The sequence below is a fragment of the Kitasatospora putterlickiae genome, assembly GCF_039527695.1.
GTDB classification, from domain to species: Bacteria; Actinomycetota; Actinomycetes; order Streptomycetales; family Streptomycetaceae; genus Kitasatospora; species Kitasatospora putterlickiae.
In genome coordinates this window covers 740-11,786 of record NZ_BAAAKJ010000126.1, presented here as the reverse complement: position 1 = coordinate 11,786, position 11,047 = coordinate 740, and the positions used below count along the sequence as shown (strand labels likewise).

The window sequence follows — 11,047 nt, the reverse complement described above, 5'->3', positions numbered from 1 at the left end:
GGGTCCGGCCGTCGCCAGCCCGGCGGCGATCAGGACGCCGACCGCGCGGCGGTTGCCGGGCAGGCTGTCCAACAGCTCCGCCGAGACCCAGCAGCCGATCGGCAGCTGGACCAGCGCCGGGTGCAGCGGGTGGCCGAGCCAGACGCCGTGCAGCAGGTCGCGGTAGCGGCCGAGCGGCAGCCCGTTCACCGCGTCGGCGAGCGGTGCGGCGGCCCGGTCCAGGAAGCGCCACTCGGCCGGCGCGTCCAAGGCGTCGCGCAGCCGCCGCGACCACGGCCGGCTCTGCGGGAGGTCATGGGAGGAAGTGTCCATACCCGGCGCCTAGCCGCCCGGCGGAGGGGCAAACCCGGGTTCCGCCGTTGGTCGACCGCGCAGGCCTGCCGCGGCCGGCCAGGGGTAGGCGCGGGGAGGCCCCGGGAGGGCCGGCCGTGCACCTGGGCCGTCCTGTACCGCGGTGATCACCACACCTGAGAACCGCCCGGGCACGAGACACGGAGAACGAGGCAGGAGATGGCCGATCTGACGCGCATCGCTCAGGATCATGGCCGAGGCCGTCAGCGGCCCGGGCCGTCCGCGCTGCCGGAACGCCTCTGCGGCGCGTGCGTCGAGGCCCTGGCCATGGACGCCGCCGCGATCACCCCGATGGCCGACACCGGCCACCGCGCCGGGGTCTGGGCGAGCGACGAGGACGCCCGGCGGCTGGAGGAGCGGCAGTTCGCCCTCGGGGAGGGACCGGGTGTGGACGCCTTCCGGCTACGCCGCCCAGTGCTGGTCGCGGACCTGTTCGCCCCCGACGAGGAACGCTGGCCCGCGGGCTGCGCCGGGCGCACGCCTTCCCGCTGCACCTGGGCGCCTCCTGCATCGGCGTGCTCAGCCTCCACCGGGCGCTCCCCGGGGTGCCGGAGCCGACGGAGATCGCCGATCTCCAGGTCGCCGCGACCACCGTCACCCTCGCCCTGTTCGGTTCCTTCGTCGCGGAGCCGGACGGCGTGACGGCGGACGGCGCGGTAACGGAGTGCGTAGTACTGGACGACGGCCTACCGGACGACGCGGCGGCGCGGCCCTGGCTGGACGAGACCCCGCCCAACGGCGTCGAGGTGGACCAGGCGGTCGGCATGATCATGGTGCAGCTGGGCGTGCGGGCCGGCCAGGCACTCGACCGGCTCCGTGCCCACGCCTTCGTGCACGACGAGGAGATCGACGAGCTCGCGCGCCAGGTGGTGCGGGGAGGACTCCGCTTCACGGAGGAGGACCGATGACGAACGGCCTGCGGAGGCACGCGGGCGCGACCCGGCCCGTGGGGGAGCCCACGAGGGGAGGGAAGGCGGCCATGACACGGTCGAGTTCCTGCCTCGGTTCACCGGGGTGGGTGTGACCCTCCGCGGGGTTTCCGGCCGCCGCGAGCGGGTTCGCCGGCTGGAGACCCGGCAGTCCATCATCGGCGAGGGCCCCTGCCTCGACTGCCACCGCACCGGCGAGGAGATCCTCATCCCGGAGGACCTGCGCGGCGCCCGCGAGCGCTGGCCGCGGTTCGCCCCGGCGGCGCTGGGGGCCGGGTTCCGCTCGGTGCGGGCGGTGCCGCTGCGCCTGGACGGCCGGACGGTCGGCGGGCTCAACCTGTTCGACGGCCGGGTGAGCGCCGGTCCGGGCGCGGACGTCCCGGAGCTCGTGCAGGCGCTCGCCGACCTCGCGGTGATCGCCCTGCTGCACCGCCGGCACGGTCGCCGGCTGACCGCCGCCGAGGAGATCACCGCCGCGCTGGCCGACCGGACCACCATCGAGCAGGCGAAGGGATCCTCGCCGAGGCGGGCGGAATCGACATGGACGTGGCCTTCCAGGTGCTCCGCAGCCATGCCCGGCGCAGCGGGACGGGCGTGGCGGACACCGCCCGGTCCCTGGTGGAGGGCCGGTTGGCACCGGCCGTCCTGCTCGCCGGCTGACCGGCCCCGGTAACGGCACGACGCACCGCGACCGTAGCCGCCGCGGCCGCACTCCGGCCGGGCGGCCCGGGTTTGCGGCGGGCGCCCCGGGGAACCCGTCGGGGTTTCCGGAAGTAGCCACGACCCGGGGACGACATCATGGCCACACCCGATCCAGACCCCGACCGCACGCCCGGCCTCGACCGGCGCGGCACGCTGCCGGCCGGCGGGGACACCCCTCCGGCCGAAGGGGGCATCTCAGGAATCTCCCACCCGGAACCCGAGGAGGTCCGCAAGGCCTGGGGCCGCTGGCCCGCCGTCGTGATCGTGCTCGTGGCGGTGGCGGTGTCGGCCATGCTCATCGGGATGATCGTCGCGCTGAGCGCCTGAGCGCCTGAGCACGTCAGTGCCTGACCGTCCGTGCCTCCTCATGCGCATCGCGGACCGCAGGGGCGTGTGTCACCCGCCGCACGCCCCCGCCGGATGTCAACGGGCGGCCGCCGCCATGCTCTCGCGCACCGTGACCAGGCACGGATCGCAGTAGCGGTCCGGCACCGCGGTGGGCCCGTCCAGGCCGTTCGGGACCACGCGGCGGGACAGCTCCAGCAGCTGCCCGCAGAGCGCCGTCGACGCGTCGTCCTTCGACACCACGTGCCACACCAGACCCGACGGCTCCTCCGCCGGATCGGACTCGGCCCACATCTCGTACACGACTGCCTCCCGGAGCAGGGGATCAGGCTTCCCATGCAATCCCGGTCGGCGCCGGTCGGCCACCGGGTGGCACCCACTGGGACGGTTCCGCGCCGACCGGGCGGTTACCGGCGCCCGACCGGGGCAGGCGCGCGGTCGAGGTCGGGAAGGGCCCGGCCGCACCCACCACGGAGGCACCGGATGAGCATGGTCAAGGAGTCGGTCGAGGTCGACGTGCCGCTGCACGCCGCGTACAACCAGTGGACGCTGTTCGAGGAGTTCCCCCGGTTCATGGAGGGCGTCGACGCGGTGACCCAGCTGGACGACCGCCACAACCACTGGCGGACCAGCGTCGGCGGTGTCACCCGTGAGTTCGACACCGAGATCGTCGACCAGTTGCCGGACGAGCGGATCGCCTGGCGGACCGTCGACGGCGAGGTGAACCAGAAGGGCGTCGTCAGCTTCCAGCGCATCGACGACGCGCACACCCGGGTCAGCCTGGCCATCGACTTCAAGCCCGAGGGGATGGCCGAGAAGGCCGGAGACGCCCTCGGCATGGTCGACCGCCGGGTCAAGGGCGACCTGCGGCGGTTCAAGGACTTCATCGAGGAGCGGGGCCGGGCGGAAGGAGGCTGGCGCGGCCGCATCACCCCGGGCGGCTGAGCCCGGCGCCCGGCCGGCACCGCAGCGGCCCCGGACCCCTGAAACGGGGGGCGGGGCCGCTGCCACGGCCGGGCGGGCTCAGCCGATGCCGGGGACGTCGCCCTCGGCGTCCTCCCGTCCTGTCGCGCCCTCGACCTCCTCCGGGGTCTCGATCCCCGGCCACTCGGTGCGGTCCTCGGCGCCGCCGGGCGCGGTTCCCTCCCGGTCGGCGTGCCCCTGGTCCGTGTCCTCCCGTTCCGCGTCGTCCCGCCTGATCCGCACCGACTCCTCCTCGGCCGACAGCCCGGCCGTGTCGTCCGGCACGGCGGCCGCCCGCAGATCGCTGTGCGGGTCGAGCGGGTCGAGCCGCCCGGCCGCGGGCTCCGGGGAACCGGCCACCTCGTCGGCCTCCGGCTCCTCCTGGGCGAGCCGCGCGTCCAGCGACTCGCCGGCCGCCTGCTCGGCCCCGGTGGTGCCGAAGGACTCCACCGCCACCGGCGCGTCCCCGGGGACCGCCTGCACCTGAGGGTCACCCGACCACTGCTGGGACGGTGAGCCGTCCTGCAGGTCGGGGATGCCCTCGTCCTCGGGCGGGGCCCCCGGATCGTGGCCGCGCGGCCCGGTCCCGGGCTCCCACACCGGCGGCTGGCCGTCGGTCCCGTAGCCCGGCCCGTCGCGGGGCGGCGGGTCGACGTCCAGTGGAGCCCGGTGCTCCGGGCGGGCGTAGTCCTCGCCGGGGCCGACGCCCGGCACCGGGCCCTCGGCGATCTCCGGCCGCTGCTCGTCGCCGCCGGCCACGTTCGGCGTACCGCCCTTGCCGATCGGCGCGGGCCGCCGCTGCGGGTCCGCCGTGTCGTGCGGCGGGCGTTCCCGTGATGACTCGGTCATGATGCCTCCGGTCGTCGAACTCAGGCGGTGGGTGGGCCGGCGCCGACGCCGGCCCGCCCGCGCGTCTACCCGGCCCCGCCCGCCCGTACCGGGGCGGTTGCCCCCGCGACCGCCGGGTAGGCGCCGGGCGTGGACCACTACGAACCCCCGGCGGACGGCGGACCCGGCGCGCACGACGCGGCGGAGTACGACCTGTGCGACCACTGCGGCCAGGCGGTCCTCGGCGTGGAACTGCTCGGCGCGCTCGTCCCCGACTCCTCCGCCGTGCACGCCTTCGACCCCCGCCTCGACGGTCGGCGGGTCGTCACCGCCTGCTCGCCCGAGCACCTGGGCGCGCTGGTCGAGGACTACCGCGACCGCCCGTTCGTCCACGAGGAGCAGTGGGCGGCCAAGGTCTGCCGCACCCTCGCCGACTACGACGAGCCGGTGCCGCTCAGCCTGGTCGCCGAGCTCAGCGGGATCTCCGAGCACCAGGCACAGCGCGGGGTCGACTGGCACAACGCCCGCGCCCGCGAGTGGCGTGCCCGCTACGGCGACCCCGACGCGCAGGGCTGACGGCGTGCCAGGACCCGGACCGCCCCCCTCCGGGGGTCGGTCCNNNTCCTGGTGTCGGCTGCGTCAGGTGGTCGACCGAGGGCCGGAAGCACCGCGTCACGGCGCCGCGCGGTCGGCGGCGGGCGGTTCGGGGCCGTCGCCCTCCTCGTCCTCCGCCGGGGCGTCGGACACCGCGGGGCCCGGCTTCGACCCGCCGCCGCCCGCCGCCTCTCCGCCCTCGGGTCGCCCGCCCTCGGGTCCCCTGCCCAGGGGTCCCCCGCCCTCGGGCCACGGAGCGGGCTCCGCTTCCGGGTCCCCGGTCGCCTGGTTCACGCTGGCGGCCCACGAGCGTCGTCTGGCACTCACCACTGTCTCCCTCGACATCGGGCGGGCCCCACGCCCGCCAGTGGCCTGCGGCTACCCGGCGCCGACTCCGCCCACACCCGCGGCCCGCCGTGATCCACCGTCCGGCGCCAGCCGGCCACGCATACCGCACGCCCCTCCGGGTACCCGCACGCATTCAGGGGGGCGGCCGACCAGGAGGAGAACCATGACCCGCGACAGCAAGGCCCTGGCCATCGTGACCAACTACGGCGTGGAACAGGACGAACTCCTCGTCCCGCTGCGCCACCTGCGCGACGACGGCGTCCAAGTGGACATCGCCGCCGTCGAGGAGGGCGACATCCGCACCCTCGTCCGGGACAAGGAGCCCGGCGAGACTGTCCGCCCCACCCACACCCTCGGCCAGGTCGACGCCGCCGACTACGACCTGCTGCTGATCCCCGGCGGCACGATCAACGCCGACACCCTCCGGCTGCACGACGAGGCCGTCCACCTGGTGCGCGCCTTCAGCGCCACCGGCCGGGCCATCGCCGCCATCTGCCACGGCCCCTGGCTGCTCGCCGAGGCCGGCGTGGCCGCCGGCAAGCGCCTGACCTCCTTCCCGTCGCTGCGCACCGACCTCACCAACGCGGGCGCCGAGTGGTCCGACGAGCCCTTGGTCGACGACGACACCGGCGGCTGGCGCCTGGTCACCTCCCGCAACCCCGACGACCTCGACGCCTTCATCCGAGGCATCGACGCCGCCCTGCGCCGCCCCGCCCCGACGGCCGGCCGACCCGGGTAGCCACCGGGGTGAATAAATTCGCTACCTGGCGGACGGAGCACCGTGATAGACAACCGGCGTGCAAAAAATCTTGGAATTCCCCGAGGTCCTGCGGCTGATCGAGGACCGCTCGGCCGCGTTCCGCGCCGCGATCGCGTCCGCCCCCGACCTTGACGTCCAGGTGCCGTCCTGCCCGGACTGGACGCTGCGCGAACTGGCGCAGCACCTCGGCGACGGCCGCCGCCGCCAGGCCGCCATCGTCGCGGCGGGCCCGGGCGCCGAGCCCCCGGCGAGGACGGACCCGAAGGGTGCTCCGACCGCGCCCCGCGACCGCGAAGCCCTGGACGCCTGGCTCGCCGAGTCGACCGGGCTCATGCTCGACGCGTTGCGCGCGGCAGGCCCGGACCGCGGCTGCTGGACGTGGTGGGGCCGCTCGCAGGCCCCGGAGACCAGCGGAGCCGTGGCCCGGCACCAGATCCAGGAGATCGCCGTCCACACCTACGATGTCCAGCTCACCCAGGGGGCCGCACAGCCGCTGCCGACGGGTGTCGCGGTCGAGGGCGTCGACGAGTTCCTGACGACCGTCTCGGCGACCACCGTCCCCTGGCCGTTCAAGCCGGCCACCATCGACCTGCACGCGACCGAGGGCCGCTCCTGGCGCCTGACCCTCGACGCCGACGGCGTCCGCTGCGACGACCTCGCCGCCGACGCGGAGCCGGGCGACCTGGCGATGCGCGGTGCGGCGGGCGACCTGGTCCTCTACTTCTACCAGCGCCTCCCGCTCGACGCCCTGGAGACCACCGGCGACACCGCGCCGATGGAGCAGCTCGCAGACTGGGACCCGAACGCGTAGCAGGCGCACGCGTGACCCGTCCGTGGGCCCGGGGTCGCGCACACCGCGCGGACTGAGGGGCGAAGGCCGGCGGCCGCCTTCGCCCCTCGACAGCGCACTGGCTGGACGCGCCGCCGTTGGCCCCCGGCCGGCGTCGCTCGCGGGCCTGGTCAGGACCGGTCCGACCACCCGCGCCCAGCAGTTCCCCGAAGGCCCCGCCCCGATGACCGGACGTCAGAGCGCCCCGTCCCATGGGCTTTGGGCGAGGGCTCGGAGGCCGTCCGGTCTCAGGATCCGCCGGATCGGCTCCAGTGACCCATCCGCTCGCGCGCCACCGGATCCCGGTGGACCTTTCCGGTCGCGGCGCTCAGCGGCAGTCGCGGCCGCAGGCGTCCGCCTCCGTGCCCGGAGAAGGTGGCGCCACGGGCGTGGGTGCGCAGCAGCCCTTGCCCCGCCAGGCGTCGCGGCCCTCCTTCACCGCGATGGCGGCGATCACGAGTGCGGCGAGGGGGTCGGCCCAGAACCAGCCGAGCGTCGCGTTCAGTACCAGGCCGACCAGCAGGACGGCGGACAGGTAGGTGCACAGCAGCGTCTGCCGCGAGTCGGCGACCGCGCTGGCGGAGCCGAGTTCGCGGCCGGCCCGGCGCTGGGCGGCGGACAGGAAGGGCATGACGGCCAGGGACAGCGCGGCCAGCACGATCCCGGGGACCGATCGCCCGGCCTCGCCGGTGCCGGCCAGCGCGCGGACGGCGTCCACGCCCACGTACGCGGCGAGTGCGAAGAAGGACACGGCGATGATCCGCAGGGTGGTCCGCTCCCGGGCCTGGCGGGCGGCGTGCTCGCGGGCGGAGAACTGCCAGGCGACGGCGGCGGCCGAGGAGACCTCGATCACCGAGTCCAGGCCGAAGCCGATCAGGGCGGTGGAGGAGGCGGCGGTGCCGGCGGTGATGGCGACGACCGCCTCGATGACGTTGTAGGAGATGGTCGCGGCGACCAGCAGCCGGATCCGGCGGGTCAGCGCCTCGCGCCGGGCCGGGCCGTGGCCGAGCGACAGGGAGGTCGGCGCGGCCATGGTCAGCAGCACCCTTTCTCGCTGGCCTCCGCGCAGGTCCGCCCGGTCTCGACGGCGAGCACGGCGGTGCGCAGGCTGTCGAGCGCGTCGCCGAGGCGTTCGTCGGCGAGTTCGTAGCGGGTGCGCCGCCCGTCGGGCACGGTGACGACCAGGCCGCAGTCGCGCAGGCACGCGAGGTGGTTGGACAGGCGGGGCCGGGAGACGCCGAGGGCGTCGGCGAGGTCGGCCGGGTAGGCGGGGGCGTCGCGCAGGGCGAGCAGGACACGGCAGCGGATCGGGTCGGCGAGCGCCCGTCCGAACCGCGCCAGCACCTCGATGTCGGTGGCGGCGGTCAGCATGAGGACGACAGTACACAGGATCCTGAATTCAGGGAACCATGAACTGGTTGGGGTGTGAGGACCTCAGCCGTGCAGCAGGAGGTGGGCCGCTTGCTCGGGGCCGTCGGCGGAGCGGCAGACCGAGGGCAGGCACGGCAGGCACGGCGGGCACGGGTCGGCCGGGAGTCGGGCGCTGTCCGGGACCTGGACGGCGCGGGCGCCGGCGGTCAGCGCGGCCTCGATGAGCGGGTCGCCGTGGGCCACCACCGTGACGAGCGCCGGCGGCAGGGCGAGCGCGCGGCAGGCGGCGGTCACCAGGCCGGTCGCGGGCGGACGGCAGTCGCAGGCGTCGTGCGGACCGTGCGGGCAGACCGCCCACGCGTCGACCGGTCCGAGCAGCAGCTCGGCGCGGGCCTGCACCGACTCGACCTGCTCCCGCCGCAGCACGCGGCGGGCGACGCCGGGCTGGGTGCTCAGCACGCCGAGCGCGAAGCCGGCCGCCCGAAGCGCGGCGGAAGCGCGGCGAGCGAGGACCGCACCCCGGCCAGCGGGTGGACCGCTCCGGGGTCGCCGTTGCAGGAGACGTCCTGGATCAGCGTGCCGTCCCGGCCGAACAGGACGGCGCCGGGCCATGTGCCCTGCGTCCCCTGCGTCGCCGCGCGAGACGGTTCACGGAGGAACAGCCAGGCGCCGGGGCGCGTCGCGGAGGCACCGGCCGGGCGGGGCTGCGGGACGGCCGTCACGGTGCTGTCGAGGTACGCCGTACTCCTGCGGGTTGCCGCCCAGGGGCGGGTGAAGCGGTTCCGGGCCGTCCGGGTGCGCGGATCTGACGCGCCGTCCGCCAGGAGTCGCCGCCGCTCACGGTGAGTGCGGCCGGTTGGCGCTGTCGTGCCCGGTGAAGCGGTCGCGCACGGAGGCGATCGCCCCGGTGCCGGGCGGCAGCCCCCACACGGGGGAGCCCGGGCGGTCCTGCCGGGCCTCGGCGAGCCGGTCGGCGCAGCGCCGCAGCTCCGCCGCCGGGACGGCGGCGCGGACCAGCGGGAAGAGGCGTTCGTTCTCGCCGGCCAGGTGGGCGCGCAGGACGACCAGCAGCGCGCCGGTGCAGTGGGCGCGGTCGGCGGCCGGCAGTCGTTCGTCCATGGCCCGGGCCAGCAGCCGGCGCACCGTCGTGTGGGTGTGGACGGCGGCGTCCGCGAGCGCCCGGCCCGCCGGCAGGTGCCGGCGGACCAGGGGGTGGAAGTACGTCTCCTCGACGGTCAGGTGCTCGTCGAGCACGCGGTCCAGCTCGGCCAGCACCCGGTGGCCGTCCGACACGGCGTGCTCGCCCCGCGCGTGGACGGCGTCGAGCCGCCGCAACAGGGCCTCCACCGCGCGGTGCGCGGTGGACAGTTCACACAGGAGGCCTTCCGGGCCGTTCATCGATGCCTCCGTGCGGACGGTACGGATCGTCGGGTGACCCCCGCGTCTGCCCGTCCCGCGGCGTCCCAACCGCACCGGAGGGGCGTCCTCGGCGGCTGCCGGTCAGTCGGCCGAGTCACGGCCGCGCGTGAACCGCTCCCGGTACTGCTCGGCGGCCTGGGTGAGCAGCTTCGGGCCCGGCCGGGCGAGCGGCAGCGGGCCGGCGATCAGCGGCTCGTGGTCCGGCCCGAGGCCGACCACGCGGCCGGTGAGGAGCCCGGGCCGCCGCTCGGAGCGCTTCTCCGCGAGGTGCGCGTAGCTGAACACCCGGCGGGTCACCCAGTCGGCGGCCCGCCGTGGCCACCACGGCTCGGGGCGCAGCGGAGTGACGGACAGGCCGGGCATCGGGACGTCCGCCTCGTGGTCCAGGCTGCCCGCCGAGTCCGCCTCGGGGCCCTGGGAGTAGCGCAGGTAGACGTCGAGGTCGCCGGTGGCGAGGGCGGTCAGCAGCTCCAGGTCGTCGATCAGCTCCATGGGGACCTCGTGGTCGATCCCCCCGGTGGGCCGGCCGTCCCGGTGGCCGTTCCGCCACCGGGACGGTACCGGGCGCCTGCCCGCCGCACCCCGCCCCAACCGCCCGTGCGGGCGCGGAGCGGCCGGACGGGCGGGGGCGTCCAGTCTTCCGGCTCTGCCAGCTGTCCTTCGCGGCGTGCGCGCGTACCGCTCTGACTTCCCGACCAGTGGTATGTAGACCGGTCTGCATATTCATGGTGCTGAGGGTGGCTGGGCGTGGAGTGGGAAGTCGGGCCGGTCGACTTTCCACTCCGGAGGGGCCTGCTGTCCTGCTGGTATGTAGACCGGTCTGCATATTTGGGCCGCTGGGGGTGGTGGTGTGGAGTGGGAAGTCGGGCGGGCCGACTTCCCACTCCGGCGAGGTCTGTTGCCCCCGCCCATATGTAGACCGGTCTGCATATTGTGGCTGGGGAACGGCCGGTCAGAGTTGGGCGGCACCGTCCTCCCGCTGCGCCGCCTCCACTCCGGCCTCCTCGGCGACTACGTCGCCTGCGTGCCGCGCAGGCCGACCGGAAGACAGGGCCCGAGGCCGCCCACGGCGAGCACGGCGGCGGCCGTCAGCCAGGCGTTCACCGGGGGCCGCCGGTCAGCGCCCGTTGCAGCGCGGAGGCGGAGCCGTCGAGCGTGTGCACGGTGAGCTCGCCGTCGCGGGCCTCGACGGCGTAGCCGCCCGGGGCGGCGGAGAGCAGCGCGCCGGCCCAGGCGGGACCGGTGCCGGGGGAGAGGCGGACGGTGTGGAAGCCGCCGTCGGCCGTCGGCCGGCGCGGGTGGCGCAGGGTGCGCAGGACGAGAACGGCCAGCCGGCCGGTGTCCAGGAGCAGGGTGGCGGGGAAGGCCCACCACGCCCGGGCCCAGCCGGCCCGCCCGCCGGGCGTGGCTCCCGGGGCCCGCCGGGTGGTGGCGGCGCCCAGCGCGCCGAGGGTGGCGAGGCCGCCCCCGACGGCGATCTCCAGGGCGGTCACCGAGCTGATCAGCACCACGTAGAGAAGTAGCAACAGGCCCCACCAGAGCAGGAGTTCGACGGCCGTGCGCATCGGCTCACCCCCCTTGTCGTCGGCCGCCGCGCCCGGACCGGCG

Annotated in this window: 15 protein-coding genes and 2 pseudogenes; 8 read left to right on the top strand and 9 right to left on the bottom strand. The window is 75.7% G+C overall.

Going from position 1 to position 11,047, the window contains the following annotated elements; genetic code table 11:
- Positions 1 to 312 (bottom strand): annotated as a pseudogene (locus tag ABD308_RS13495) (Rieske (2Fe-2S) protein); the annotation flags it as partial.
- A 554-nt stretch (positions 313 to 866) separates the two neighbouring features.
- Between ABD308_RS13495 and ABD308_RS13490 the strand changes: the two are divergent.
- The 4 genes and pseudogenes from ABD308_RS13490 to ABD308_RS13480 all read left to right on the top strand — a co-directional run bounded on the left by ABD308_RS13490 (position 867) and on the right by ABD308_RS13480 (position 2,309).
- On the top strand, positions 867 to 1,259 hold the full coding sequence (locus ABD308_RS13490) for an ANTAR domain-containing protein (RefSeq protein WP_344333056.1): 393 nt from the start codon (positions 867 to 869) through the stop codon (positions 1,257 to 1,259).
- A pseudogene (locus ABD308_RS39670) lies at positions 1,168 to 1,692 on the top strand (GAF domain-containing protein); the annotation flags it as partial. The gene ABD308_RS13490 and the pseudogene ABD308_RS39670, both read left to right, overlap by 92 nt.
- A gap of 128 nt (positions 1,693 to 1,820) precedes the next feature.
- The gene (locus tag ABD308_RS39665; RefSeq protein WP_425554759.1) at positions 1,821 to 1,940 is read left to right on the top strand and encodes a hypothetical protein; all 120 of its coding nucleotides are present in this window, start codon (positions 1,821 to 1,823) and stop codon (positions 1,938 to 1,940) included.
- Positions 1,941 to 2,078: 138 nt separating this feature from the next.
- The gene (locus ABD308_RS13480) at positions 2,079 to 2,309 is read left to right on the top strand and encodes a DUF6480 family protein (protein ID WP_344333052.1); all 231 of its coding nucleotides are present in this window, start codon (positions 2,079 to 2,081) and stop codon (positions 2,307 to 2,309) included.
- A 96-nt stretch (positions 2,310 to 2,405) separates the two neighbouring features.
- On the opposite strand, the gene ABD308_RS13475 is transcribed toward ABD308_RS13480, so the two are convergent.
- Entirely contained in the window at positions 2,406 to 2,630 is a 225-nt protein-coding gene (locus ABD308_RS13475) for a hypothetical protein (protein ID WP_344333051.1), read from the bottom strand.
- 180 nt (positions 2,631 to 2,810) lie between these two features.
- On the opposite strand from ABD308_RS13475, the gene ABD308_RS13470 reads away from it, so the two are divergent.
- On the top strand, positions 2,811 to 3,272 hold the full coding sequence (locus ABD308_RS13470) for an SRPBCC family protein (protein ID WP_344333049.1): 462 nt from the start codon (positions 2,811 to 2,813) through the stop codon (positions 3,270 to 3,272).
- A gap of 78 nt (positions 3,273 to 3,350) precedes the next feature.
- Here the strand turns inward: ABD308_RS13470 and ABD308_RS13465 are convergent, their stop codons facing one another.
- Positions 3,351 to 4,139 carry a hypothetical protein gene (locus ABD308_RS13465; protein WP_344333047.1) on the bottom strand — a complete coding sequence of 263 codons (789 nt, stop codon included), beginning with the start codon at positions 4,137 to 4,139 and terminating at the stop codon, positions 3,351 to 3,353.
- Positions 4,140 to 4,268: 129 nt separating this feature from the next.
- On the opposite strand from ABD308_RS13465, the gene ABD308_RS13460 reads away from it, so the two are divergent.
- The 3 genes from ABD308_RS13460 (at position 4,269) to ABD308_RS13450 (ending at position 6,631) form a co-directional block, all read left to right on the top strand.
- Positions 4,269 to 4,694, top strand: coding sequence for a hypothetical protein (locus tag ABD308_RS13460; protein WP_344333045.1), 426 nt, complete (start codon positions 4,269 to 4,271; stop codon positions 4,692 to 4,694).
- Between the two features lie 529 nt (positions 4,695 to 5,223).
- Positions 5,224 to 5,799 carry a type 1 glutamine amidotransferase domain-containing protein gene (locus ABD308_RS13455; protein ID WP_344333044.1) on the top strand — a complete coding sequence of 192 codons (576 nt, stop codon included), beginning with the start codon at positions 5,224 to 5,226 and terminating at the stop codon, positions 5,797 to 5,799.
- Between the two features lie 58 nt (positions 5,800 to 5,857).
- A complete protein-coding gene (locus ABD308_RS13450; protein ID WP_344333042.1) occupies positions 5,858 to 6,631 on the top strand; it encodes a maleylpyruvate isomerase family mycothiol-dependent enzyme in 774 nt (257 codons plus the stop codon).
- A gap of 346 nt (positions 6,632 to 6,977) precedes the next feature.
- Here the strand turns inward: ABD308_RS13450 and ABD308_RS13445 are convergent, their stop codons facing one another.
- From ABD308_RS13445 to ABD308_RS13420, 6 genes are all read right to left on the bottom strand, one after another.
- Entirely contained in the window at positions 6,978 to 7,682 is a 705-nt protein-coding gene (locus ABD308_RS13445) for a cation efflux transmembrane domain-containing protein (RefSeq protein ID WP_344333059.1), read from the bottom strand.
- Between the two features lie 2 nt (positions 7,683 to 7,684).
- Positions 7,685 to 8,020, bottom strand: a complete 336-nt coding sequence (locus ABD308_RS13440; RefSeq protein ID WP_344333041.1) for an ArsR/SmtB family transcription factor — start codon at positions 8,018 to 8,020, stop codon at positions 7,685 to 7,687.
- A gap of 63 nt (positions 8,021 to 8,083) precedes the next feature.
- Positions 8,084 to 8,479 carry a hypothetical protein gene (locus ABD308_RS13435; protein WP_344333039.1) on the bottom strand — a complete coding sequence of 132 codons (396 nt, stop codon included), beginning with the start codon at positions 8,477 to 8,479 and terminating at the stop codon, positions 8,084 to 8,086.
- Between the two features lie 378 nt (positions 8,480 to 8,857).
- Positions 8,858 to 9,418, bottom strand: coding sequence for a hemerythrin domain-containing protein (locus ABD308_RS13430; RefSeq protein ID WP_344333038.1), 561 nt, complete (start codon positions 9,416 to 9,418; stop codon positions 8,858 to 8,860).
- A gap of 102 nt (positions 9,419 to 9,520) precedes the next feature.
- Positions 9,521 to 9,931 carry a DUF6098 family protein gene (locus ABD308_RS13425; RefSeq protein ID WP_344333036.1) on the bottom strand — a complete coding sequence of 137 codons (411 nt, stop codon included), beginning with the start codon at positions 9,929 to 9,931 and terminating at the stop codon, positions 9,521 to 9,523.
- A 608-nt stretch (positions 9,932 to 10,539) separates the two neighbouring features.
- On the bottom strand, positions 10,540 to 11,047 hold a 508-nt coding region (locus tag ABD308_RS13420; protein ID WP_344333034.1), incomplete at its 5' end, for a hypothetical protein.

What these genes read in the sequence shown, in the direction of transcription:
- ABD308_RS39665 (WP_425554759.1), top strand. Translation starts at nt 1,821, where the DNA reads ATGGACGTGGCCTTCCAGGTGCTCCGCAGCCATGCCCGGCGCAGCGGG.
- ABD308_RS13480 (WP_344333052.1), top strand. Translation starts at nt 2,079, where the DNA reads ATGGCCACACCCGATCCAGACCCCGACCGCACGCCCGGCCTCGACCGG.
- ABD308_RS13470 (WP_344333049.1), top strand. Translation starts at nt 2,811, where the DNA reads ATGAGCATGGTCAAGGAGTCGGTCGAGGTCGACGTGCCGCTGCACGCC.
- ABD308_RS13465 (WP_344333047.1), bottom strand. Translation starts at nt 4,139, where the DNA reads ATGACCGAGTCATCACGGGAACGCCCGCCGCACGACACGGCGGACCCG.
- ABD308_RS13455 (WP_344333044.1), top strand. Translation starts at nt 5,224, where the DNA reads ATGACCCGCGACAGCAAGGCCCTGGCCATCGTGACCAACTACGGCGTG.
- ABD308_RS13445 (WP_344333059.1), bottom strand. Translation starts at nt 7,682, where the DNA reads ATGGCCGCGCCGACCTCCCTGTCGCTCGGCCACGGCCCGGCCCGGCGC.
- ABD308_RS13440 (WP_344333041.1), bottom strand. Translation starts at nt 8,020, where the DNA reads ATGCTGACCGCCGCCACCGACATCGAGGTGCTGGCGCGGTTCGGACGG.
- ABD308_RS13430 (WP_344333038.1), bottom strand. Translation starts at nt 9,418, where the DNA reads ATGAACGGCCCGGAAGGCCTCCTGTGTGAACTGTCCACCGCGCACCGC.
- ABD308_RS13425 (WP_344333036.1), bottom strand. Translation starts at nt 9,931, where the DNA reads ATGGAGCTGATCGACGACCTGGAGCTGCTGACCGCCCTCGCCACCGGC.